This is a genomic window from Acinetobacter sp. YH12151 (assembly GCF_013418355.1).
In the GTDB taxonomy this organism is placed as follows: Bacteria; Pseudomonadota; Gammaproteobacteria; order Pseudomonadales; family Moraxellaceae; genus Acinetobacter; species Acinetobacter pseudolwoffii.
On the sequence record NZ_VPCG01000018.1, the window covers coordinates 38,610 to 63,739 of the forward strand.

Sequence of the window (25,130 nt, forward strand, 5' to 3'; positions counted from 1 at the left end):
GCGGCTCATAGGAGCCGCTTTTTTAACAATTCAATAATTAATTATTGAGCTTGTTGTTGACCTTCAACTAGTACAGTACGGCTACCAGTGATTGTCGCGAATACACGACGGTTCATAGCACGACCTTCTTTAGTGTTGTTGTCAGCAATCGGTTGATCCCAAGCGAAACCTTGAGTAGACAAGCGAGATGCATCTACGTTGTATTCATTCACAAGTGAAGATTTAACAGAGTTAGCACGAGCCAGAGACAAACGTTCGTTTAGTGCACGTGGACCAGTGTTATCAGTGTGACCTTCGATGCGAGCAGTAGCGTTTGGATATTCAACTAGCTTCTCAGCAACTTTCGCGATTTCAGGTTTGTATTGATCTTTGATGTTTGATTTGCTGGTATCAAAGAACACACGAAGTTCCATGTTCAGGTCTTCAGTCAACTCTTGTGGAGCTGGAGCAACCGGAGTTACAGGCTCAACTGGAGCAACTTCTACTACTGGAGCAGCTGGCTTCAGACGGCCACCTAGAACTACGTTAAGACCAGCAAGTGCTGTATAGTTCCAGAATTTTTCGTCAAAGTGGTAAGTACCACGAGCTTCAGTACGTAGTGCCAATGCATCATTGATGTGCCAGAATGCACCGATACCCGCATTACCTAGAGTACCTTCTTCTTCATTACCACGAGTACCGCGATTTACACCTTCAAATTCGTATTTGTAGTGACCAGCACCTAGAAGCATGTATGGCTTCACTTTGCTGTCATAGTTGCCAGTAAATACATCAGAAGTTGCGTAGAAGTTACCTGCGATGTTTTGGCCTTTATATTCTGCACCAGGCTCAGCACTGTCAACATCACCTTTAACTTGGCTGTATTCAGCTTCAAAACCTAACCAAGGAGTAAGTTCTACACCAATAGCTGCACCTACAAATAAATCATCTTGTAATTCAGGGCCGCTTGTAAGCTCACCATCATTACCGCCATTGTTGTGCTGAGTGTCTTGGAATGTATAACCTAACATCAACGGAGTAACAGTTACGCCTGCATTTGCAGCAGCAAAAGGTGCAGCTACAAGCATAGCTAAAGCAATACGACTCATTTTCATGGATTTATCCTCCAGAGATAACAATTGTTGTTCAAGCTCAAGCCCGTAATAGGCCATCCTGAGATAGGCTTTTTATTACCCCAGTTTTATTCTTAAGCTATTCACATGGCATCATACAAACACTTTATTATTTTTCCAAGTGCTTGATTAATTTAATCAAGTAAATTATTGACAAAATTACTTACAATTTCCGTTGTAATTCAGTAATTTTTTACTCAATTTTTTATTCTGAATGACCTATTGTGATTGCCAATTATTTTTAATCGCTTTCTTGAGATTTGAGTAACAACCAAATTACATGCTCAACAAAGCATAAAAAACGCATAATTAATAACATGTTTCTTATAAAAATAATATATAAATCAGGTAACTCTATGTATAAAAAAATAACAAGAGCGTTCACTATTGTTGAGTTAATTATCTGTATTGCAGTGATTGCAATTTTAGCCAGTATTGCTTTACCTTACTTCCATGAGTATCGTTCCAAACAGGAAGCCAAAAATATTCCAATCAAATTATCTGCGATTAACCGCTATGCACGCAGCCAGGCAACAGTGTTTCATCAGAATATTGTCATCTGTCCAAGCCAGGATTCCCTGACTTGTCAATCTAACCAATGGAATAAGAGTATGTTGGTCTTTATTGATAAAAATAAAAATCGGCAAGTCGATGCGGGCGAACAAATTTTACACATTGATGCTCTAAATCTTAAATATGGCAACCTGAGTTGGCGAGGCGCATTAAGTTCACCAAGTGTCACTTATCAGGCACATACCGCCCTTCCGATTGGTTCGAATGGTAGTTTCTATTATTGTTCTGCTCAACTTTCCAGCCAGCAGCGTATTGTACTGAGTAAAATGGGACATATCCGGGTAGAAAGTCTCCCTTCTTGCTAACAGAACTATGCAGTTTATGATTGACTGCGATTAGCGCTTCAATCCTGAGTTTTTTTCAATATACTGCTTATGTTTGAAAAATTGATTAAAACTCATACGGAGATATAACAATGACTGATATCGTAATTGTCAATGGTGCACGCACAGCCATGGGTGGCTTTCAGGGTAGCCTTGCCAGTGTAACTGCACCTGAACTGGGTGCGGCTTCAATTAAAGAAGCGATTGCTCGCGCAGGCTTACAAGCAGCAGATATTGAAGAAGTCATTATGGGTTGTGTCCTTCCTGCGGGTTTGAAACAAGGCCCTGCCCGTCAAGCGATGCGTCAAGCCGGCCTTCTGGATTCAACGGGTGCTGTGACCATTAACAAACTCTGTGGTTCTGGCATGAAAGCGGTGATGCAAGCAGCCGATATGATTAAAGCCGGTTCTGCAAATATTGTGGTTGCAGGGGGGATGGAATCAATGACCAACGCGCCTTATGTATTGCCGAAAGCGCGCGGCGGCTTCCGCATGGGACATGGCGAAATTAAAGATCATATGTTCCTAGATGGTCTTGAAGATGCTGAGACAGGTCGTTTGATGGGTTCATTTGCCCAAGATATGGCAAATACCAAAGGCTATACTCGCGAACAGATGGATGATTTCGCCATTCGCTCATTGAAACGTGCACAAACTGCTGTGAATGAAGGCTATTTTTCTGATGAAATCGTAGCAGTTACGGTAAAAACACGTAAAGGTGATGTGGTTGTTGATAAAGATGAACAACCCTTCAATGCCAATATTGATAAAATTCCAACCCTGCGTCCAGCCTTTGCCAAAGACGGCACCATTACCGCTGCCAATGCCAGCTCAATTTCTGATGGTGCATCAGCTCTGGTGATTAGCTCAGCGGATCATGCCGCAGCAAAAGGTTTAAATCCTTTGGCCAAAATTGTTGCCTATGCTTCAAATTCACAGCATCCTTCTGAATTTACCATAGCGCCAGTGGGTGCAATTCAAAAGGTTCTCGATAAAGCAGGTTGGAATGCTCAAGATGTCGACCTCTGGGAAATCAATGAAGCCTTTGCCATGGTGACCATGTGTCCAATGGATGAGTTCAAGCTTGATCCTGAAAAAGTCAACATTAACGGCGGTGCCTGTGCCCTCGGTCATCCTGTCGGTTCAACCGGTTCACGTATTATCCTGACTTTGATTCATGCGCTGAAACGTACCGGTGGTAAACGTGGTATTGCTGCACTTTGTATCGGTGGCGGTGAAGCGACTGCTGTGGCGATTGAGTTGCTTTAATTAAAAGTCTCCCTTTTAAAAGAGAGATTTAGAGGGATTTTAGAAATCCTCCCCTCTTGCGGAACATCGTTCCTCATCCTTTAATAAAGGAGGGGGAATTTTAGAAATCAAAAAGCCTCCAATTGGAGGCTTTTTATCGTCAAATATTCAAAGCTGTACTTTAAATGATAAGACTTAAAGAATTTCTTTACGAAGTTGCTCAGGTGATTTCATTGACAACAAGCCCGGTGCCACATCAAATGCTGTTTTTGCACCATACTGCTGCATTTGATTTAAACGATAAGTTGCACGTGCATAAGCAACTAAAATGCTGGCTGTAAATTCTGGATTACTTTCTAGTTTTAATGAAAACTCAAGCACTTGTTTATGTGCATCACTGGTGTTTCCACTACGAATCACAAAACCACCATGCGGCATACGCTGGTGATCTTGTGCTAAAGTTGCTTCATCAATGAAATTCACAGTCGTGTCATAGTCGGCAAAATAATCCGGCATGGTCACAATCGCTTGCTTCACTGCTTCTGCATCTGCACCCTCTGCAAGCACCACATAACACTCACGGGTATGTTTTTCTTTGGTCGTTAATACTGGACGAATACCACTACGTACTTTCTCAATTGCTTCTGTTGAAGGAATGGTATATTGCACCCCTGCTTTCACACCTTCTACACGACGAATGGCATCTGAATGACCCTGGCTTAAGCCTTTGCCCCAGAAAGTATAGGTTTCACCGTCTGGCAGTAAAGCTTCACCAAATAAGCGATTGATCGAGAACATGCCTGGATCCCAACCAATAGAGATCATCGCAGTTTTCTTGCTGGCTGTTGCAGGTGCATCGACCGCTGCATAATATTCAGGAATACGTGCGTGGGTGTCAAAACTATCGACAATATTAAACTGGCTGGCCAAGATCGGACCTTGTTGCGGTAAGTCGTCTTTTGAACCGCCACATAAAATCAGCACATCAATTTTATCTTGGAAATCTGTCAGTGAGTCCATATGGAACACTTGGGTTGCTGCGAAGCAAGGAGATACCGTTTCAGGCGCACGACGGGTAAAAATACCCACAAGTTGTAAATCTGGATTCTTTTGAATGGCGGTTTCAACGCCACGACCCAAGTTGCCATAACCAGCAATACCAATACGGATAGAATTTTGCATAAAGACAAGTCACTTCATCATGAAAAAATTTAAAAAATAAATCAGATGACGATCCGATTAAAATCGCCCTCTTGATTGATTTTGCATGCTCGAAAATTAGCGCTCTGCTTACGTTACTCTCAGCATAAAGATACTTATGCTACAGCAATTTAAAGCATTCAGGATAGTATAGAAACAATCATATCTATCGTCTAAAGCAAACAAAAAGCCTGCATTGCAGGCTTTTTGTTTATAAGAAAAATAGACTTATTTACAGACAAGCTTTTTAACCCTCAGGTTAGGCACCTGTTTGATAATTTGCCTGATTCACCGCGGTCGATGCCTGGTACGGATTTTTAAAATCATTTAAACCGGCAGCCGCCTCCTGAATGTCTTTACCTTCTTTAATCACGAAAGTATCGAAACCAGAACGCTTCATGTAGTTCAACACATCTTTGAATACATCACCAGTGGCACGAAGTTCGCCTTGAAAACCTTGACGGCGTAAAAGTGCTGCAAATGAATAGCCACGGCCATCATTAAAACCGGCGAATTCAATAAAGATTGCATCTAATTGAGCTAGCGGAAATTCATTGCTTTCAGGTGAAGCATCAACGGTTAAGTACAATGCTTTTTTACCTGAAACATGGCGAAGTTGATCTAACTGATCTACCGTCAGGACCACATCACCTTGTGGTAAAACACCCTCTTCACCGATGAGCTGATAAGTATTTTCTGTCACTGTGCCATCTTTAGAGAGCACTGCGAGTGCGGTATTAAGCATATGCACGCTCCTTGAATGGTTGGATGCCAACACGGCGATAAGTATCGATAAACTCTTCAGCATCCTGACGTAGATCAAGATAGGTATTAAGAATTTCTTCTACAATATCCGGCACTACATCTGCTGCAAATGACGGCCCAAGAATGTCGCCAATTGAGGCATCATGGTCTGCATTACCGCCAAGCGTGATCTGGTAGAATTCAGCGCCTTTTTTATCAACACCCAAAATCCCGATATTACCGACATGGTGATGACCACAGGCATTCATACAACCAGAGATGTTCAAGTCCAGTTTACCCAAGTTGTAAATGGTATCCAGATCATCAAAACGGCGTGAAATCGCTTCAGAAATCGGAATCGATTTTGCATTGGCCAATGAACAGAAATCACCGCCCGGGCAGCAGATGATGTCGGTCAAGAAACCGATATGGGCACGTGCCAGGTTGTTTTGTTCAAGAGTTTGCCATACAGCGAACAAATCTTTTTGCGGCACATCGACCAGCGAGATATTTTGTTCATGCGTGGTACGTAATTCACCGAAAGTGTACTGATCGGCAAGGTCTGCAATCAGGTTCATTTCTTCGGTGCTGACATCACCCGGTGCAATGCCGGCACGTTTCAGTGAAATCGTCACAATACGATAACCTTTCACTTTATGTGCATTGGTATTGATATTGAACCACTGTTTGAATTTTGGATATTGCGCAAACAATTCAGTAAAATCTTCATCTGCATAATCTTGATAATCAAATGGGGTGAAGTTTTCATCCATTTTTGCCAAGGTGTCTGCATCGATTTTCAAAGTCTTAACAGTATGCGCAAATTCAGCTTCAACTTTCTCAGCAAATACCGCTGGCGTTAAAGCTTTGACCAAAATTTTGATACGGGCTTTATATTTGTTGTCGCGACGACCATGCAAGTTATACACACGAAGCACTGCTTCAAGATAAGCAATCAAGTCTTCACGTGGCAGGAACTCACGGATAAAGCTGCCAATCACTGGAGTACGGCCAAGACCACCACCCACTTTGATTTTATAGCCCATTTCGCCGGCTTCATTACGCACAATATATACACCGATATCGTGAAATGCAGTGGCTGCACGGTCGGTTTCTTCAAGCGCAGAGACTGCAATCTTGAACTTACGTGGCAAGAAAGCAAATTCCGGATGGAAAGTTGACCATTGACGGATCAACTCACAGGTCGGACGTGGATCGGCAATTTCACCAGCCACTACACCGGCATACTGATCCGTCGTGGTATTACGGATACAGTTGCCTGAAGTCTGAATCGCATGCATTTGCACGGTCGCCAGTTCAGCCAGCATATCTGGCACGTTTTCCAGTGCCGGCCAGTTAAACTGGATGTTTTGACGGGTCGAAATATGCGCGTAACCACGGTCATATTCTTTAGCCAAATCAGCCACTTTACGCAGTTGCTTTGAGTTCATCAAACCATAAGGCACTGCAATACGTAACATCGGCGCATAACGCTGCACATACAGACCATTTTGCAGACGAAGCGGACGATACTCATCTTCGGTGAGTTTGCCGGCTAAATAACGTTCCGTTTGGTCACGGAACTGTGCAACACGTTCATTAATCAGTTGCTGATCGAAATCAGTATATAAATACATGGCGTACAGCTGCTAGTAGTTTCTATTATATCGATCGCAAGGATAGCGAGATTAAACCTATCAATAAAATGCTTTTTATACATATTTCATAGCTGTTTTATTGATAAGCCTGCCAAAGTTTCACTGATATCACGGTTTAGCGCATTTAGTGTAGTTTTAAAGCAATAACGCTTTAATTCATCAATCGTTAGCAGTTATCTTCATATAGTGATATTTCAATCTTTTACCCTTTTTTGTCTTTTAAATAATTAAAAATATTACCATTTTTCACTCTCACCCAAAAACTGACCGACAAAATCATAACGTATCTTTGAACGTGAAAATTTAATCGGACAGGCCAGTTGTGCTTCGGTCTGCTGACTATCGGGTTTTAATGGAACCTGTACTAGCCATTCTCGCTGTTGCGCTAAATCAGAATGTAAAGCTTCTTCAAGTTTTAGCACCGGCTCGACACAGACATCCAGCGCTGCGAATAGTGTTTGCCATTCCGCTAATGGTTTTGACTTTATTCTATTTTGAATTGCCTGTTTCACCGCAGCACGATCTTCTGGAGCAAAAGAATTGCCTTTTTCTAGAATAATCGGCAGTTCTAAAGCCTGTGCCAATCCCTGCATAAATTGAGGTTCCAGACTGCCAATCGACAGATAACGTCCATCCTGTGTTGCATAATAGTCATAGAAAGTCCCGCCATTCAGATAGCCAGACTCAGGTCGTTGATGCTGATTGCCAGCCAGACTGGCGGATGCGGCCAGATTATTCATGGTGACCACACAATCGGTCATGGAAATATCAATATATTGACCTTTACCGCTGCGCTGGCGTTCGATCACTGCCGCCAGAATTGCAATCACGGCATGCATAGAACCACCGGCTACATCGGCAACCTGAATGCCTAAAGCAGGTGGCCCACTTTCGATCCGGCCACTGTGTCCAGCAATACCGGACAAGGCCAGATAGTTAATATCATGTCCTGCTTTCGCTTTGTAAGTACCGGTTTGGCCATAGCCAGTGATGGAACAGTAAATTAATTTGGGGTTAATTTCGCTTAAGGTTGAGTAGTCCAGCCCAAGCCTTTGCATCACGCCGGGACGGAATTGCTCAATCACAATGTCATAATCTGCAACCTTGGATTTGACCAGTTCGATATTGGTCGGATCTTTCAAATCCAGTGCTACCGATTGCTTGTTTCGGTTCAGATAACTCTGTGAAGTGGCCTGTCCATTGGCAAAGGGGGGCATTAATCGCAACAGGTCCGGGCGGGTCGGTGATTCAATATGCACAACCTCGGCGCCGAGATCAGCCAGATATAATGTCGCGAATGGGCCTGGTAATAATGTAGAAAAGTCTAGAATTTTCAATCCTTTTAAGGTATATGACATTGGAGTATTTACTCTACTTATATTGCTTTTTTCAGCATCATAGAAACATAAATGCATAAAAACAATGTCATGTTCAGCCATTTACCTTGATAGTTTCGGCAATCTAATATGTAAGAAAATGGCAAAGGTGTTCTTGTAAATTGCCATTGCTTTATTATTTTTCGTCATTTAGGTCAAATATTAGTGAACATTAAAGAGACTGAAGGATTAAACATGAGTCGTGATACGATCAGTATCCATTTCGTCAATGCAGCCTTATCTGGTGTCAAGCGCTTAGGCATGGATGTCGATACTTTATTGTCTCACGTCGGAATTGAAGCAGAACTGCTGCATCAACCCAAAGCCCGTATTTCACCTGAACAATATACCCGCTTTATTAAAATGTTATGGATGGTGACCCAGGACGAGCATGTCGGCTTTGACAAACAGCAACGCCGGTTAGGCACTTTTGCCATCATGTGTCAGCTCATCATTCATGCCAAAACCTTAGGTGATGCACTGGAACTTTCCTCGCAGTTCTATAAACTCTTCGGTGATGACTGGTCGGTGACCCTGGAACGTGACAAACACGAAGCACGTCTGGTGCCCCTCATTCCAAATGCGATGGATCCGGATCATTTTATTACCGAAAGCATGCTGATGATCTGGCATGGTCTGGCATCTTGGCTGATTGAACGTCGTTTACCGCTGGAACGTGTGCATTTTAGCTATCCACGTCCAGTCCATGCCGATGAATATGATGCCCTGTTCTTTGCGCCGGTAATGCAGTTCGACATGCCACGTACCGAAATCACCTTTGCTGCGGACTATCTGGACCTGCCGATCCGTCAGAATGAAGAAACCTTAGAGGAATTCTTAAAAGCTGCGCCTGCTCAGCTCCTAGTGAAGTTTAAAAATACCAACTCGCTGACCTCAAGAATCCGTGATGTATTGAAGAGCCAGATTGGCGAAGAAATGCCGACATTGAATGATGTCGCGTCAATGCTGTATTTATCTCCTCAAACCTTGCGCCGCCGTCTGGCAGCCGAAGGTAAAAGCTATCAAGGTGTGAAAGATGCCTTGCGCCGTGATGCCGCGATTCATCTGTTATTGAATCCAGATCTAACCCTCGAAGATGTCGCGCAGCAGGTCGGTTTCAGTGAAACCAGTACCTTCCATCGTGCCTTCAAGAAATGGACCGGTGTAACCCCAGGTCTATATCGCCAGTTGCATGGTTATCATTAATTAAAATTCTCGATATCCTCTTCTCCAGCCCAGGCTTCCAGACCTGGGCTTTTTTTATTGGCAAAAATCGTCAAATGATCTGGTCCGTTCTCGTCATTGCACTTCAAAATTTAAGTATTACACTCGAGTCATTAGAATAATTTTCAGCAAATTAATAAAAGGGACATGCTATGAGCGAGGCATATATTATCGACGCCATTCGCACGCCACGCGGAAAAGGTAAAAAAGATGGATCTTTACATCAAGTCAAACCCATTTCATTACTGACTGGCTTACTTAACGAACTTCAGGCACGTCATCAATTTGATACATCAAAAGTCGATGATATTGTGCTGGGTTGTGTCACACCGATTGGTGATCAAGGCGCCGATATTGCCAAAACCGCGGCGATCGCAGCGGGTTGGGACAATGATGTCGCCGGTGTACAAATCAACCGTTTCTGTGCTTCCGGTCTGGAAGCTGTCAATCTGGCTGCACAAAAAGTCCGTTCTGGCTGGGAAGATCTGGTCGTTGCAGGCGGCGTCGAATCCATGTCCCGCGTAGCGATGGGTTCCGATGGCGGTCCTTGGGCACTAGATCCTGAAACCAATATGGCCTGTGATTTTATTCCGCAAGGTATTGGCGCGGACTTGATTGCCACGATTGACGGTTATAGCCGCACCGACGTAGACCAGTTTGCCGAGCAATCCCAGAAGAAAGCCGCTGCCGCACAAGCCAATGGTTATTTCAACGCTTCTGTTATCCCGGTCAAAGACAAGGCCGGTGTGGTGATTCTGGACAAAGACGAATTTATCAAACCGACCACAACTGCTGAAGGCTTAGGCAAACTCAATCCTAGTTTCGCGACCATGGGACAGATGGGCTTTGATGCCATCGCCCTACAAAAATATCCTGAAGTTGGCACGGTGAATCATGTGCATCATGCCGGGAATTCTTCCGGAATCGTCGATGGTGCAGCCGTGGTTCTCATCGCATCGGAACAAGCGATCAAAGAACAAGGTTTAAAACCGCGTGCCAAAGTACTGGCCACGGCGCTGGTCGGGGCTGATCCTACCATTATGCTGACCGGCCCTGCCCCGGCAGCACGTAAAGCTTTGGCTAAAGCTGGCTTGACGATTGATGATATTGACCTGTTTGAAGTCAATGAAGCTTTTGCTGCGGTGGTGATGCGATTTATTAGCGAACTCAATGTTGATCCAGCGAAAGTGAATGTGAATGGTGGTGCAATCGCTATGGGTCATCCATTGGGCGCAACAGGCGCGATGATTCTGGGAACTTTACTGGATGAGTTAGAACGCCAAGGCAAAAAACGTGGACTAGCCACACTGTGTGTCGGTGGCGGTATGGGCATCGCCACCATTATTGAATTGGTTTAACTCAAATATTTAAAGTGTTTGATTCACGTTTTAGTCATATGCAACCTGAGCAAAACCAAAGCACTGCTTTGGTTTTAGCGCAAGATCATTGTTTTACAAAATTAATAGATTTTGCGTATGACAATGGTTTTGCCTACTTTTGCTAAATGAGAAATACATTTCGTAAGGCAGGTCGAACTGAAGCTTAAACCAAGAATTTAGATGAATTTGGAAAGGCTCCGGAATAAGGAAAATTTCTAAAATCTAATCAGGATATTAATTCCAAATTCATCCCATTATGATCTGGATAAAAATTTATGAGCGCAATTCAATATCAAAAAACTGAAGATAATATCGTCACTCTGACCTTTGATTCTCCAAACCAGTCTGCCAATACCATGAATGCAGATTTTCGTAGCGCTTTGGCTGAAACCGTAGAAAAACTCAAAGCTGATGAAAATATTACAGGCATCATTTTCCGGTCTGCGAAAAAAACTTTCTTTGCCGGTGGTGATCTGGATGAACTGATTCAAGCTACACCTGAACATGCGACTGAATTCTTCAACATGATTGAAGAGATGAAAGCACAGATGCGTTATATCGAAACCCGCGGCATTCCGGTTGTGGCTGCACTAAATGGCACAGCACTGGGCGGTGGCTGGGAGATTGCTCTGTGTGCCCATCATCGTATTGCCTTGAATGACCCTAAAAGCAAGTTTGGCCTGCCTGAAGTCACACTGGGTTTACTACCCGGTGGCGGTGGTATTGTCCGTAGCGTGCGCCTGCTCGGCCTGCAAAATGCCTTTCCCTTGTTGATGGAAGGCAAACAGTTGGGTATAGAGAAAGCCCGATCTTTAGGGCTGATTCACGATATTGCAGACAATACCGATGAACTCTTAGACAAAGCCATTGTCTGGATCAAAACCAATCCGAAGTCACAACAGCCTTTTGATGTAAAAGGCTACAAAATTCCGGGTGGTAGCCCTTCAACGCCAGCAGTTGCACAGATGCTGGCAATTGCCCCGGCGATGCTGCGTGATAAAACCAAAGGTTGCTATCCTGCACCTGAAGCAATCATGTCGGCAGCGGTAGAAGGTGCTCAGGTCGATGTCGATACGGCGCTGACCATTGAATCGCGTTACTTTACTTATCTGGCCACGGGTCAGATTTCTAAAAATATGATCGCTACTTTTTGGCATGGATTGAATGCGATCAAATCCGGTGCCAGCCGTCCCCAAAAGATTGCGAAATGGAAAGCCACTAAAGTTGGCATTCTGGGCGCAGGCATGATGGGCGCAGGCATTGCTTATGTGACTGCCAGCAAAGGCATCCAGGTTATTTTAAAAGACATTTCGATTGAAGCGGCTGAAAAAGGCAAAGCTTATAGCCAGAAACTGCTGGATAAAAAAGTAGCTCAAGGACGTTTATCTGCTGATCAACGAGATCAGGTTTTAAGCCTGATTCAAGCGACTGCATCCAATCAAGATCTGGCCGCTTGTGACCTGATCATTGAAGCGGTGTTTGAAAATCCCGCACTGAAAGCTCAAGTCACACAAGAAGCAGAACAGTATCTTGCCAGTCATGGCGTGATGGCATCAAATACTTCGACCCTGCCTATTACAGATTTAGCTCAGGCTTCAAAAAATGATCAAAACTTTATCGGTCTGCATTTCTTTAGTCCGGTCGATAAAATGCAGCTGGTCGAAATTATCAAGGGTCAAAATACTTCAGCAGAAACACTGGCCAAAGCCTTTGATTTTGTCCAGCAGATTGGCAAATTACCGATTGTGGTAAATGACAGCCGTGGCTTCTTTACCAGTCGTGTCTTTGGTACGTTCGTTCAAGAAGGTTTGCGCCTGCTGGCAGAAGGCGTGCATCCGGCACGGATTGAAATGGCTGCACTCAAAGCCGGTATGCCAGTCGGGCCTTTGGCCATTCAGGATGAAGTGTCCTTGACCCTATCCGAACATGTGGCCAATGAAAGATACAAGGCCTTAGAAGTACAAGGTCAGACCATCACCAAATCATCCGCAGATGAAGTCATTCACAGCATGATTCATGAGTTTAACCGCAAAGGTAAGGCTGCCGGTGCAGGTTTTTATGATTATCCAGAAAATGGTAAAAAGCAGCTCTGGACGGGTCTCAACCACTGGAAAAAAGAGGTTGATCTTTCTGAACAGGAAATGATAGATCGTTTGCTGTTTGTGCAGGCACTGGATACCGTGCGCTGTCTGGAAGAAGGCGTGCTGGAGTCTGTGGTCGATGCCAATGTCGGTTCCATTTTTGGCATTGGCTTTGCAGCCTGGACGGGTGGCGCGGTGCAATTCTTAAATCAGTATGGTCTGGCCAAGGCGCTGACCCGTGCCAAGGTACTCGAAAACAAGTATGGTGAACGCTTCAAAGCACCGCAACTCCTGAAAGACCGGGCAGCAGAAGGCCAGCCGATTCAATAATTTTGAGCTCTAAATAAAAAGAGGAACTGAGTTGCTCTTTTTATTTTCCGGATCTGGCTGAATCACTGGATACACTCGTCTAATGACAGATTTTGATCTGCTTTTTGATCAATTTATGTTATAAAGTTACATAAGTTTGATATCCACGTGGGTAAGACCTATGACTGATCACAGTTCACCTGAAAAATCCCCTTGGGGTTGGAAAGCACTTATTATCTTCTGTATTTTAGGTGGATTATTCATGTTTATTTTTTGGCTTGCGGTGACGAATGAACCGGATTACATGCCAAGCCAGCAAAATAAACAAACCACCCAGCAGCATGCTTTTAAAAATGCACCGACCATGTCTCCTGAAGCAATTGCGAAGGCTCAAGCAGATCGTGAGGCACGTGCGACTGCCAATACGGCTCATTCCGATACAACAGCGAATGAACATAATATGTCAACTGAAGAACATGCCAATATGGAGAGTGCCGAGCATAGCTCAGCGCATGGCCACTGATCTTGATTCAGTAAGGGCGTAAAAAAGCGAGGTCAATGCCTCGCTTTTTTGTATCTCAATAACTAAAAAATTAAAGGTTTAAATACATATTAATATGCGGGATGCCGCAATCCAGATAGTCTTCGCCCTGAACCTTAAAACCCAATGCCTGATAAAAACCGATGGCATGTACTTGCGAAGACAGTTTTAAATCTTTTCGATGATCTGCTTTGGCATAATCGATAATCGCCTGCATCAATTGCTGCCCGATCTTCAAGCCACGATGTGGCTTTAACACTGCAACACGACCTACACTGTTATTCGCCAGCAATCTTGCAGTGGCTATCGCATGCCCCTTTTCATAGACCACAAAATGGATGGAAATGGCATCTTGCTCATCCCATTCTTCTTCAGCAGCGATATTCTGTTCTTGAATAAACACGGCTTCGCGAATGGTTTTGGCATGCTTCGCTAAATCCTCCCAACCACCCGAAACAATTTTAAGCTCTGAATCCTTTAGCATTTAGAACCAATCCCCTGCTGATCCCACTGATTATTCAATAACAATTCCAGTGAATGTTTTTGGATAGCGTACATTTCTTTCAAGTCCTGAATCTGTTTCAAGACCTCCTGATCGGGTTGTTGGTAATCTTTGCGTTTCGTCGCCAGAATCATTTTATTTTTACTGGTATGTTCCAGTGCCACAAACTCAAAAACTTTGGTTTCATAACCATAGGCTTTCAGCAATAACGCACGAATGGTATCGGTCAGCATTTCTGCCTGTTGACCGGCATGAATACCAAATTGCAGCATCGGACTCAGCACTTTTGGCGCCTGTAACTGTGGGCGCAATTCCTTATGGCAACATGGCGCACACATGATCATCTGTGCATTCAGGCGAATACCGCTGTGAATCGCAAAATCCGTTGCCACATCACAGGCATGCAAAGCGATCATTACATCCAGGCGTTTCGGTGCATAAGTACGCACATCGCCCTGAAAAAAGTCGAGCTGATCAAAGCCAGATTGTTGCGCGACCTTTTGGCAGAACTCGACCATTTTCGGATTCAGTTCCACCCCTGTAACCCACGGCGTCTCACCATGTTTTTGCATATAGTCATATAAAGCACAGGTCAGATAGCCTTTACCGGAGCCAAAATCCACCACACGCAGACCTTCGACTTGTGGCTTGAGTTGCGCCAATGCACCCGAAAAAATCTCGACAAATTTATTAATCTGTTTCCATTTAAGCGCCATGCTCGGAATGATCTGCGCGTTATGATCGCTAATGCCGAGATGCTGTAAAAAGATGCTGTCCTGATCAACATAACGTTGTTTAATCCGGTCATGACCCTGTTCAGCGGACTTGACCTGAAGCGTCGAGTTTTTGTTTTTAGTACGGGTCAACATGGCTTTTTTCTTGTTTTTTTTCAGCTGTAATTCTTCATCTAGCGTCATTAAATTGGCTTGCTTGCAACATGCTAATAATACTGTCACCTGTGCCAGTGCATCCGCTAAAGGATAGTTTTTGGTGACATCCTGAGTTTTATGGCGATACAAACAGCTCAGTACTTTTTGCCCATTTAATGAAATGACTCGCAAGGTCATTTTCTCTAAATCCTGCAGTTCACCTTTATACTGGCTTAAGATCAGACGATCAAATTGATCACTTTCAACAGCTTGCTGAAATACATCTAAAAACTGCTGTTCTTGGTCTGAGAGAGTTGCCAACGTTGACATAGATAAAACCTGAAATGAATTGCCCCTCAAGTTTAAATCTTCTTAACCTAAAAGCAAAATTGAATTACTATACAAATGTATATTTTAAAGAAGAATGACAATCATGCAGAATGCGCCGCTGGTTCCAGATTATGATCACACTGAGGAACGAATTAATTATATCAGTCATGCTGTGGGTGCTGGACTATCGGTAATTGCTGGTATTCTTTTGATTATTAAAGGGTCTTATCTCAGTACTGGACAATGGATTGGACTTTGGGTCTATGCGCTGAGCATGATCTTGCTGTTCTCTGCGTCGATGCTCTATCACATGGCCACCTCAGCAGACCGTCGTTATTTTTATAAAAAAGTTGATCATACTGCAATTTATTATTTAATCGCCGGAACCTATACGCCTTTCCTGTCAATTGCCATTCCAACAGCCAAAGCCCAGTATTTATTGATTGCACTCTGGGTGATCGCCCTCATTGGTACACTGTTCAAGTTCGTTTTCATTCATCGTTTCCAGAAAATTTCTTTGGCGGCTTATCTGGCCATGGGCTGGCTGGCGCTACTGGTGATGGATGATATGCAACAATATCTCAGTGCTCAATCTTTGACCTTTCTGATCATTGGCGGATTGGCTTATACCGTAGGTGCATTGTTTTACGCTTTAAAAAGAGTAAGATATACCCACGCTATCTGGCACATATTTGTATTGATAGGCGCAGGATCACATTTTCTGTCTATCTATCTTTACGTGATTTAATCATCTTCTTTTTCATTTCAGTGACCCTGAGCGAGTTAAAGCGAGAAGATTGCAGTTGTTTTTTTAAAAAATTACGCCTTTTTTAAAAAGATTACGCTTTTAAAACTAAGCTTTTTTATTTTTAGTAAGTGTAAGGTTCTTCATGGCGTCGTCTAATTCTGCTGCTCAGCCAGCACAAAATTCAAAATTTCGCGTTTTAACCGCGAGCTTGGTCGGTACTACAATCGAGTTCTTCGATTTTTATATCTATGCCACTGCTGCTGTCATTATTTTTCCATATCTGTTCTTCCCTGCAAGTACAGATCCGATGACTGCCACCATTCAGTCGCTTGCCACTTTCGCCATTGCCTTTATTGCCCGCCCGATTGGTGCGGCACTCTTTGGTCATTTGGGTGACCGGATCGGGCGAAAAGCCACATTGGTCGCTGCCTTGCTGACCATGGGTATTTCCACCGTTGCGATTGGCCTCTTGCCCACTTATGCGCAAATCGGGATTGCTGCACCACTCTTGCTTGCACTCTGTCGTTTAGGTCAGGGCTTGGGGCTGGGTGGTGAATGGTCAGGTGCAGTACTTCTTGCCACCGAGAATGCACCTGAAGGTAAACGTGCCTGGTATGGCATGTTCCCGCAACTGGGTGCTCCAATCGGCTTTATTCTGGCAACAGGTTCTTTCCTGACGTTGGGCGCTTTCATGTCTGAGGCTGACTTTATGGCTTGGGGCTGGCGTATTCCATTTATCTCAAGTGCCTTGCTGGTGATTGTCGGTTTATGGATTCGTTTAAAACTGCATGAAACCCCGGCATTCCAAAAGGTGCTAGATAAACAAAAAGAAGTGAACATTCCATTTGTTCAAGTCTTCAAAAAACATTCTCGCATGCTGGTACTCGGCACCATCGCTGCAATCTGTACCTTCGTGGTGTTCTACCTCACCACAGTATTTGCATTGCAATGGGGTACTAAACAGCTAGGTTATTCTCGTGAAGAATTCCTGCAATTGCAGTTGGTTGCAACCCTATGTTTTGCTGCCTTTATCCCACTTTCTGCAGTATTGGCCGAGAAATTTGGCCGTAAAACCACCTCGATTGCAGTCTGTGTTATCTCTGCCATCTTCGGGATTTTCTTTGCAGATATGCTGGAATCTGGCAGCACGCTGGTGGTATTCCTGTTCTTGTGTATTGGTCTGGCGATCATGGGCTTAACCTATGGGCCAATCGGTACTGTATTGTCTGAAATATTCCCGACTTCAGTACGTTATACCGGTTCTGCATTGACCTTTAACCTGGCAGGCATCTTTGGTGCATCCTTTGCTCCGCTGATTGCCACCAAACTGGCAACAACTTATGGTCTGTCTGCAGTCGGTTATTACCTGACCGCAGCATCAATCCTGTCACTGATTGCATTTCTGTTGATTCGTGAAACCAAGAATGATGATGTAAATAATCAAATTTAAAGTCTTAGTTTGATTTAAAAGCCAGCATTCGATGCTGGCTTTTTTATGATTTCACAACAAAACTCTGCTACTTATCTCGTTAAATTTGCTCAACAATCAAATGGACTCAACCAGACAATGAGGCAAGGCAATGCAGGAACTTATTGAATCCCTAACCCAGGAACAGTTGGTCAATATTATTATTTTGCTGGAAGATGATAAAAAAATAGAGGCCGTTCGCTATATCACCGAGCACACGACCTTGGATGAAATCCAGGCGCTGCAAGTGATTGAGGAAATTGTCCGTGAGCACGATGTGGTCATGAAAACTGAAAGCACAGGACCGCGCTTTAGTGATGATGCGGGTGAGATTGACCTGGTAACGCCTCCCCTTGAAATTCCGACCCATCCGAGCCTGAATACCCCCACAGAAGCTGAAATCACCGCACGACAATTACGTGAAGACGTCCCAACCCGAAAAATTGAAAATAAAATCTGGATTCTGGCAGCCATTGCAGTGCTGTTATTGATCCTGATCTGGATCATCAGTTAAAGCTGAACAGGACAATATCTCCATTTAGATCAGTTCAATAATATCAATGGTGGGTGGTACTCTAAAACGAAAAGGTACGCCGACCAAACCGGTGCCAACCGTGACAAACACATCTGCATGTTCATGACGGTACATGCCCTTCTTGTGCCCCAAAATTGATACTTTTTTCATGACATAATCGGTCAGCCAAGGCAATTCCACCTGTCCGCCGTGGGTATGTCCAGCCAGCATGAGAGGACGTGTCGGCAATTTGGGAATCATATCCACCGTATCGGGATTATGCGACAAAATGACCCAAGGCTTGTCCTGAGGTAAATCTGGCAGACTGCGCATATCGGCTTTACCTGCCCAGAGATCGCCCACACCCAAGAGCCGAAATTCATCAAATTCGACAATTTGCCCTTCAATATCCATGACCTGATTGACTTGCAGTGCATAACGCAACAGTTCCTGAATCGGTGGTCCCGGATATTGCTCGTCATGATTGCCATTGACGGAATAGACTGGGGCATGAATTTCTTTTAAAACTGCCAGTTCTTGTGCCAGTTTATTTTCCGGCTCATAAGTCCAGTCCCCGGCCACCACCACCAAATCGGGTTGAACATGATTTAACTTATGCACAATTTGTCGCAACTGCCGTTCATGACCAGAAAACAGACCGATATGTAAATCTGCAATCAAGGCAATCCGGACGGGTTGCTTTAAGCGTTTATCCGCATTGATCTGATATTGTGTCGTTTTCACTTGAATTAAATGCGGCTCGATAAAGCGTGCATAACTCAAGACGGCGCTGATCAAAAATACAAAAACAGCTTCATGCAAGGAATAATAACCACTCCATCCGGCATAAATACTGAAGAACACCAGTGGAACCAGTAAATAGGACAGGTAAAAAGCCAACAAATGACAAAATGCTTTAAATGGATGAATAGTCTCGGTACGAGATTGACTCGACCATGCCTGGTACACAGCCCAGATGGCCAGAATGGCCATGCCTAAATAAAAATAAAAAAGTACGGAACTGGTATCCCACATAGATTTGCCTTGTCGAGTCGAGAAGCTGATTACTGGCTTTATATTTATCTTTTCATAGCTGGCAATTATACTCAATTCTAATTTTTCATTCTTCGACTTATATGGCCACTGCTTCCCTCGCTCAAGCTCATTCAAAATTTTCCTGCTTTTCATCAATTTACCGCTATAAAGCTGGAATTTTACTGAGCTGTAGCATGATCTTGGGTCTTCCTGCATGCAGTACTTTGCCCAAGCAAACTGAGCAGCCTAGCCAGATGGCATTTGAAACAGATACCTCACAAACCAGTTTGGCGCAAATTGTTGAACCTTTACGTGAACAGAACATCGGCCTGACCGGTTATCGTGTGCTCTATGACCCACTCGAAGCACTGGGTGCGCGTATCCAGCTGATTAACAAGGCCGAGCGTAGTCTGGATCTACAATATTATATTTGGGACAACGACCGGATTGGCACCCTTGCCCTGCATGCGATTATTCAGGCGGCAGATCGTGGCGTAAAAGTGCGTCTGTTAATGGATGACAATAATGCCAAGAAAATGGAAGGCATTTATCTGGCCTTAAACCAGCATCAGAATATCGATGTCAAACTGTATAATCCCTACCGTTTTCGAAAATATCGTGCCATGGACATGGTGCTGGATTTAAAGCGTATTAATCGCCGCATGCATAATAAAAGCTTTATTGCCGACAACCAGATTGCCCTGATTGGTGGACGCAATATGAGTAACCAGTATTATAATGTCAGTGAAATTTATCAGTTTTCCGATGTCGATGTGATGCTGGTCGGTGCAGCCTCAGATGAAATCATTCATTCCTTCGATGAATACTGGAATGATGATTATGCCTATCCGGTGCAACAGATTGTCAATCCGCGCCATCATGGCTTACGCTTTCCAAGCCTGAAGCAACAACTGGAAAAGCACAGTCAGGATCAGGCCACACAGAATTATCTGGATCTGGCCAATCGTTCCAGAGCATTTGACCAATGGCTGGAACAAAACATTCAACTGGATTGGGTCGAAGCCGAAGTGGTCAAAGATCCTCCAAGCAAAATCAAGGCCAAGGCCAAAGCCGAAGAACATCTCAACTTCCAGTTATTACAACATCTGGAAAAACCTGAACAAAGTGTTGATATTGTCTCTGCCTATTTTGTTCCGGAAAAAATTGGCGCAGATCGTTTAAAGAAACTGGCGGATGAAAATATCGAGGTCCGTGTCTTGACCAATTCGTTTAAAGCCAATGATGTTGCCGTGGTACATGCCTTTTATGCCAAATATCGTCAGGATTTATTAGAAAATGATGTGCAGCTGTATGAGTTTCTTGCAGCGCCAGATGCCGATCATCTCAATGCCAATACAGCGGAAATTTCCAAAAAAGCCAAAGTCAGCCTGAAAGGTTTAAGCCGCTCCAGCCTGCATGCCAAGCTGATGGCAATCGATCAAAAACAGGTGTTTATTGGTTCTTTTAACTTTGATCCACGTTCTGCCTATCTCAACACTGAAATTGGTGTCTTACTGAATAGTCCCTCTTTAGCACAGGCAGTGCACCAAACCATGGATCAGAACTTAAGTAAATATGCCTATAAACTGGTGCTGGATGCCAACCAGAATATTAACTGGAAAATCAAGAAAGCCAATGGAGAGGTTAAAACCTTCACCAAAGAACCCGGAATAAGATGGTACCAAAAAGCTGGACTTAAACTGATGTCCTGGTTGCCGATCGAAGGGTTTATGTAAGTGACAAACAGCTTGAGTTGAACTATTTAAAATAGCCTCTTATTTAACGCTGCCTGCTTCTCATGGATTTGCCCAAGTTTCAGACATTCGAGTGTGGCAAGGATGTCACATATTATCTATCACGACAGGACGTCGTGTATGGCTAATAAAGACTTTTGCCTACTTTTGGTCTGTCAAAAGTAGAGTTTCGCCAACACAAAGCCATTTAAATGTTTAAAGCAAAGATAAGGCTATACACGTCTATTCCCAAGAATAGATATCAAATGCCTAAATTTCTCATCCAGTTGTTTTTTATTAAGTCTTTTCTAGTACACGCGATTGCAACTCCACCAAGCCAGCCTGCATGGTTTGCTGTACCACACGGGTCAGGCTTTCAACAGTGTGCCCCTCAGTTGCGATTGCAGGTAAAGCCACTAAATGTGCAATCACTTGTGGCATTTCCAGTACTTTTTTGACATGGGCTGCAAAACTGATGTCATTGATAAACGGCGCAACCACATCGAGGTCGCCCTGCTGATTCACATAACAAATCAGGCAAATTTGCACAGGACGCTGTGCCTCAATCGCAGCACCCAAAATCCGGCCGTGTACTTTTTTAATGGCTCGCCCATCTGAAGTGGTGGCTTCAGGAAAAAATAATACGGGAATATTCTGTTTTAAAAATCCGGTAATCTGTTCGCGGATACGCACCGAATCACCAGAACCACGTTTGATAAATAAAGTGCCGCCACCTTTGGCCAATTTACCCAGAATTGGCCAGTTTTCAATTTCTGCTTTGGCCAGAAAAAATACGCGTGCCCCTGAACCTAAAACTGCAATATCGAGCCAGGACACATGGTTACTCACCCATAAAGCGGGTTCGCGCGGAATTTCGCCGTGCACCTGGACTTCTATATTGAATACTTTGCACAACTGTCGACAAAAATGTTGCACATAACGGGTATTCGTTGGATTGTTCGGATTTTTGTATAAACCGTGACGGAAAACCAAATAGAACCCTTCACTGATAACAGCCAGTGAAGCTGTTACTTTTCGCGTATAAAGCCAGAATTTTGCCAAGCCATGTCGGTGAGATGTTTGATCTTGTACAGTTGGGTTCATAAAAACGTCACTAAATCCTAAGCTAGATACAGGGAATATCCACGAATTAAACTCATTCTATACTGTTCATTCGCAACATGCATTGATAATAAAAACCGACCAATAAGATCTATATCTTCAATTTTAATTGGATTAATAAATCATTTAGAATAAAAACATCGGAATATTAGATTAAAAAGAATCGCTGCCATGCCAGATCAAACCCAGCCTGCGAATGAAAAGCTTCAGCCTTTACAAGTGCTCAAATATATTTTGGGTGGTACCTGTATCTATGCCGCTGTACTGGTAACACTTGCACAACTGTTTGTCACCGCACTTTAAACCAAAGCCGCGCTAATTCAGTATCTGCCTCGCTCTTTTTCAACTACACTAAAGCTTTCAAGTGGAGATTGGCCTGAGTGGAATATTTAGAACAACATCGGGGGAAAGAACGCGTCATTCTGGTGAGTGTCAGCGTACAAATGCTGGATGACCTTGATGCTGAAGAGTTTAATCTGCTGGCGCAATCTGCAGATGCCGAAATTCTGGAACATATTCATGCTCAACGCGTCAAACCGGATGCCAAATTTTTTATCGGGTCAGGCAAAGCAGAAGAAATCGCCGAACGCGTAAAAGAACTGGACGCCAATCTGGTCATTGTCGATCATGCCCTGACACCGGCCCAGGCCCGTAATCTGGAACAGGTCATCAAGTGCCGTGTGGTCGATCGTACCGAACTGATTTTAGATATTTTCGCCCAGCGTGCCCGTACCTATGAAGGCAAGCTGCAAGTCGAACTGGCACAACTGCAACATTTATCATCCCGCTTAATTCGCAGCCGTGGCAATCTCGACAGCCAAAAAGGCGGCATTGGCTTGCGTGGCCCGGGTGAAACCCTGCTTGAAACTGACCGTCGTTTACTGCGTATTCGCATGGGACAACTGAAAGCCAAAATTGATAAAGTCCGCCAGACCCGAATGCAAGGTCGTATTGCCCGTCAAAAAGCAGCTGTCCCCACTGTGTCTTTGGTCGGTTATACCAATGCCGGCAAATCGACCCTGTTTAACCTGCTGGCCAAGAGTGATGTCTATGCAGCCGATCAGCTTTTTGCCACCTTGGACCCGACTTTAAGACGTCTGGAATGGGATGGCATCGGTAATCTGGTATTGGCAGATACGGTGGGTTTTGTTCGCAATCTTTCCCACTCGCTGGTTGAATCCTTTAAGGCGACCCTGGAAGAAACCGTAGAAGCTACCCTGTTGCTGCATGTCATCGATTCAAGTAGTCCAGAAATGCTGGAGCAGATTGAAGCGGTTGAAAAAGTCCTGAAAGAAATTGGTGCCGATGTTCCGATCCTGCAGGTTTACAATAAAATTGACTGTAGCGGCGATGAGGCCAAAATTATTTATCGACGCCCGGGTGAGCCAGAACGTGTCTATGTTTCAGCACATAGTGGCGAAGGGATCGACCTGCTGCGTAAAGCGGTACATGAAGCCCTGATGGGACAATTGCAATCCTTTGACCTGATTCTGAAACCCGCCTACGGCAAGCTGCGCAACCAGCTTTATGGTTTAAATGTAATCCAGTCAGAACATTATGATGATGAAGGTCAGCTGCATTTACATATTCGGATTGCAGCACAAAAACTGGAGCAGCTGATTAAACAGGCGCATTTACCTTTAGATGAAATTTTGGGAAAACAGGCACAGCAGTTTCAACGTCCACTGGAAGCGTTTGAAATCCGGTCAAAGATCGAGTAAAACTTGATAAGTAAACTTAATAATTGATCATACGAATGAACTGGATAAAACGAATAGACTGGCCAGCATGGATCGGCACCCTGTTACTTATTATTGTCTTTCGGGAAGCATCCGTCTGGCTCATGACCCAGCTGGATCATCCTGAATTGGGCAATCTGGTAGGATTGCTCAGCTTATTGATTGCCCTTTTTACCTGGCGCTATTTCGGTAAACTTCCCGCTCGTCTCGTAGACACCAATAACAAGCTGATGAAGGAAAGCGCCTTTGCTTTCCTGCCTGTCAGTGCAGGTGCACTGATGATGCTGGTCCATATGGGCCAGAAAATTCCGGCATTTTTATTCATCATGTTTTTCAGCACCCTGATTCCTTTATGGATTTACGCCAAAATGGCCAAGCGCTGGTTATAGGAGTACCGCATGTTATCTATTTTATATGGCTTTGCGGTCACGCTGATGGCCTATCTGATTGCCAAACCCTGTAACCGGATCATCCCGCAAATTCCTGTCATCGTATTTAGCATGTTCTTTGTGCTTGCAATTTTATTTGTGCTCGGGATTCCTTATCAAAATTACATGGATCAAGTGAATCCGCTCTTCAATCATTTACTTGGCTATGTGACCGTCGCCCTGGCCATTCCACTGGCTGCAATGCGCTATGATGACTTACCACTAAAAGCGATTATCGGTATCTTGGTTTTTGCCAGTATCAGTGCTGTCGCCCTGCCAATGGGACTGGCGTATCTGTTGCATATGTCTTCCGCAGATATTATGGCTTTCGCGACTCGGGCGGTGACGACACCCATTGCGATTAATATCGCCACCTTACTGGATGCTCCAATCAGTATGGTGATTCTGATTGTGATTCTTTCCGGAGTGATTGGCGCAGCATTTTCACCGTTTATCCTGCGGCATATCAATGATGAACGTGCTTCCGGACTGGCCTTAGGATTGGCAGCACATGCGATTGGTACAGCTCAGGCCTGGCAGCGTGGCAGTGTTGCGGGACGTTATGCCGCTTTCGGTATGGCAGTCAATGCGGTGTTTACTGCCATCTGGCTGCCTACTTTTATACTTTATTTGCAAAAAATGTGACTAGTGAATCATTTTAATTGTTTGTTTTGTGCTTTAATCGTTCCTAATATACAAACATAAAACAATTTTATTCAAGGAACAGAAATATGAAAAAGGTTCAATTATAGGACTTACGCACTATTATTTATAGATTCTCTGTGGTAGCAGATGATTTTTATCGAGAATAAAGTCATCAATGAAGTTTTTGATAACTGGTCTAAATAATTTCTTCTGCCAACGATATACATTTT

At 44.0% G+C, this 25,130-nt stretch carries 23 protein-coding genes and 1 pseudogene; 14 read left to right on the forward strand and 10 right to left on the reverse strand.

The genetic code is table 11. The annotated features are described in order from the left end of the window. Window positions 1–41 precede the first annotated feature (41 nt). Entirely contained in the window at window positions 42–1,094 is a 1,053-nt protein-coding gene (omp38, locus tag FTU82_RS08575) for an outer membrane protein Omp38 (RefSeq protein ID WP_180101250.1), read from the reverse strand. Window positions 1,095–1,468: 374 nt separating this feature from the next. On the opposite strand from omp38, the gene FTU82_RS08580 reads away from it, so the two are divergent. Beyond that, a complete protein-coding gene (locus tag FTU82_RS08580; RefSeq protein WP_180001585.1) occupies window positions 1,469–1,990 on the forward strand; it encodes a GspH/FimT family pseudopilin in 522 nt (173 codons plus the stop codon). A 110-nt stretch (window positions 1,991–2,100) separates the two neighbouring features. Then, window positions 2,101–3,276, forward strand: coding sequence for a thiolase family protein (locus FTU82_RS08585; protein WP_005098003.1), 1,176 nt, complete (start codon window positions 2,101–2,103; stop codon window positions 3,274–3,276). Window positions 3,277–3,450: 174 nt separating this feature from the next. On the opposite strand, the gene FTU82_RS08590 is transcribed toward FTU82_RS08585, so the two are convergent. The 4 genes from FTU82_RS08590 to FTU82_RS08605 all read right to left on the reverse strand — a co-directional run bounded on the left by FTU82_RS08590 (window position 3,451) and on the right by FTU82_RS08605 (window position 8,215). Next, window positions 3,451–4,437 (reverse strand): diaminopimelate dehydrogenase, encoded by a 987-nt coding sequence (locus FTU82_RS08590; protein WP_180101251.1) that lies wholly within the window; start codon window positions 4,435–4,437, stop codon window positions 3,451–3,453. A gap of 277 nt (window positions 4,438–4,714) precedes the next feature. Next, window positions 4,715–5,200: a DUF934 domain-containing protein gene (locus FTU82_RS08595; protein ID WP_005098005.1), complete on the reverse strand. Its 486-nt coding sequence runs from the start codon at window positions 5,198–5,200 to the stop codon at window positions 4,715–4,717. Next, a complete protein-coding gene (locus FTU82_RS08600; protein WP_005098006.1) occupies window positions 5,193–6,836 on the reverse strand; it encodes a nitrite/sulfite reductase in 1,644 nt (547 codons plus the stop codon). Before FTU82_RS08600 ends, FTU82_RS08595 begins: the two co-directional genes overlap by 8 nt. Window positions 6,837–7,093: 257 nt before the next feature. After that, window positions 7,094–8,215 carry a CaiB/BaiF CoA-transferase family protein gene (locus tag FTU82_RS08605; protein WP_100354973.1) on the reverse strand — a complete coding sequence of 374 codons (1,122 nt, stop codon included), beginning with the start codon at window positions 8,213–8,215 and terminating at the stop codon, window positions 7,094–7,096. 213 nt (window positions 8,216–8,428) lie between these two features. On the opposite strand from FTU82_RS08605, the gene FTU82_RS08610 reads away from it, so the two are divergent. The 4 genes from FTU82_RS08610 (at window position 8,429) to FTU82_RS08625 (ending at window position 13,749) form a co-directional block, all read left to right on the forward strand. Next, on the forward strand, window positions 8,429–9,439 hold the full coding sequence (locus tag FTU82_RS08610; protein WP_005098008.1) for an AraC family transcriptional regulator: 1,011 nt from the start codon (window positions 8,429–8,431) through the stop codon (window positions 9,437–9,439). A gap of 170 nt (window positions 9,440–9,609) precedes the next feature. Then, the gene (locus FTU82_RS08615) at window positions 9,610–10,815 is read left to right on the forward strand and encodes an acetyl-CoA C-acetyltransferase (RefSeq protein ID WP_100354774.1); all 1,206 of its coding nucleotides are present in this window, start codon (window positions 9,610–9,612) and stop codon (window positions 10,813–10,815) included. 296 nt (window positions 10,816–11,111) lie between these two features. Continuing rightward, a complete protein-coding gene (locus tag FTU82_RS08620; RefSeq protein WP_005169491.1) occupies window positions 11,112–13,247 on the forward strand; it encodes a 3-hydroxyacyl-CoA dehydrogenase NAD-binding domain-containing protein in 2,136 nt (711 codons plus the stop codon). 160 nt (window positions 13,248–13,407) lie between these two features. Beyond that, a complete protein-coding gene (locus FTU82_RS08625; protein ID WP_034608399.1) occupies window positions 13,408–13,749 on the forward strand; it encodes a hypothetical protein in 342 nt (113 codons plus the stop codon). 70 nt (window positions 13,750–13,819) lie between these two features. Here FTU82_RS08625 and FTU82_RS08630 read toward each other — a convergent pair whose 3' ends face one another. Both FTU82_RS08630 and FTU82_RS08635 read right to left on the reverse strand, forming a co-directional pair. Next, complete coding sequence (locus FTU82_RS08630) at window positions 13,820–14,251, reverse strand: GNAT family N-acetyltransferase (protein ID WP_005169487.1); 432 nt, start codon at window positions 14,249–14,251, stop codon at window positions 13,820–13,822. After that, window positions 14,245–15,468, reverse strand: coding sequence for an SAM-dependent methyltransferase (locus FTU82_RS08635; protein WP_180101252.1), 1,224 nt, complete (start codon window positions 15,466–15,468; stop codon window positions 14,245–14,247). Before FTU82_RS08635 ends, FTU82_RS08630 begins: the two co-directional genes overlap by 7 nt. Before the next feature lie 103 nt (window positions 15,469–15,571). On the opposite strand from FTU82_RS08635, the gene FTU82_RS08640 reads away from it, so the two are divergent. The 3 genes from FTU82_RS08640 (at window position 15,572) to FTU82_RS08650 (ending at window position 18,198) form a co-directional block, all read left to right on the forward strand. Further along, window positions 15,572–16,216: a hemolysin III family protein gene (locus FTU82_RS08640; protein WP_005263655.1), complete on the forward strand. Its 645-nt coding sequence runs from the start codon at window positions 15,572–15,574 to the stop codon at window positions 16,214–16,216. 142 nt (window positions 16,217–16,358) lie between these two features. After that, window positions 16,359–17,666 (forward strand): MFS transporter, encoded by a 1,308-nt coding sequence (locus tag FTU82_RS08645; RefSeq protein WP_074383499.1) that lies wholly within the window; start codon window positions 16,359–16,361, stop codon window positions 17,664–17,666. Between the two features lie 130 nt (window positions 17,667–17,796). Then, on the forward strand, window positions 17,797–18,198 hold the full coding sequence (locus FTU82_RS08650) for a hypothetical protein (protein WP_100357973.1): 402 nt from the start codon (window positions 17,797–17,799) through the stop codon (window positions 18,196–18,198). A 24-nt stretch (window positions 18,199–18,222) separates the two neighbouring features. On the opposite strand, the gene FTU82_RS08655 is transcribed toward FTU82_RS08650, so the two are convergent. Further along, window positions 18,223–19,233, reverse strand: a complete 1,011-nt coding sequence (locus tag FTU82_RS08655) for a metallophosphoesterase (protein WP_074383501.1) — start codon at window positions 19,231–19,233, stop codon at window positions 18,223–18,225. Window positions 19,234–19,334: 101 nt separating this feature from the next. Here FTU82_RS08655 and FTU82_RS08660 point away from each other — a divergent pair, with 101 nt between their 5' ends. After that, entirely contained in the window at window positions 19,335–20,969 is a 1,635-nt protein-coding gene (locus FTU82_RS08660; protein ID WP_180101253.1) for a phospholipase D family protein, read from the forward strand. 294 nt (window positions 20,970–21,263) lie between these two features. Here FTU82_RS08660 and FTU82_RS08665 read toward each other — a convergent pair whose 3' ends face one another. Beyond that, window positions 21,264–22,070: a 1-acyl-sn-glycerol-3-phosphate acyltransferase gene (locus tag FTU82_RS08665; protein WP_005098020.1), complete on the reverse strand. Its 807-nt coding sequence runs from the start codon at window positions 22,068–22,070 to the stop codon at window positions 21,264–21,266. Window positions 22,071–22,259: 189 nt separating this feature from the next. Here FTU82_RS08665 and FTU82_RS16195 point away from each other — a divergent pair, with 189 nt between their 5' ends. The 4 genes from FTU82_RS16195 to FTU82_RS08680 all read left to right on the forward strand — a co-directional run bounded on the left by FTU82_RS16195 (window position 22,260) and on the right by FTU82_RS08680 (window position 24,900). Next, window positions 22,260–22,391: a hypothetical protein gene (locus FTU82_RS16195; RefSeq protein ID WP_005098021.1), complete on the forward strand. Its 132-nt coding sequence runs from the start codon at window positions 22,260–22,262 to the stop codon at window positions 22,389–22,391. Window positions 22,392–22,468: 77 nt separating this feature from the next. After that, window positions 22,469–23,809 carry a ribosome rescue GTPase HflX gene (hflX, locus tag FTU82_RS08670; RefSeq protein WP_005098022.1) on the forward strand — a complete coding sequence of 447 codons (1,341 nt, stop codon included), beginning with the start codon at window positions 22,469–22,471 and terminating at the stop codon, window positions 23,807–23,809. 35 nt (window positions 23,810–23,844) lie between these two features. Beyond that, window positions 23,845–24,216 (forward strand): hypothetical protein, encoded by a 372-nt coding sequence (locus tag FTU82_RS08675; protein WP_005098027.1) that lies wholly within the window; start codon window positions 23,845–23,847, stop codon window positions 24,214–24,216. A gap of 9 nt (window positions 24,217–24,225) precedes the next feature. Further along, the gene (locus FTU82_RS08680; RefSeq protein ID WP_005098028.1) at window positions 24,226–24,900 is read left to right on the forward strand and encodes an LrgB family protein; all 675 of its coding nucleotides are present in this window, start codon (window positions 24,226–24,228) and stop codon (window positions 24,898–24,900) included. A gap of 120 nt (window positions 24,901–25,020) precedes the next feature. Here the strand turns inward: FTU82_RS08680 and FTU82_RS08685 are convergent. Continuing rightward, window positions 25,021–25,130: pseudogene (locus tag FTU82_RS08685) on the reverse strand (IS701 family transposase); the annotation flags it as partial.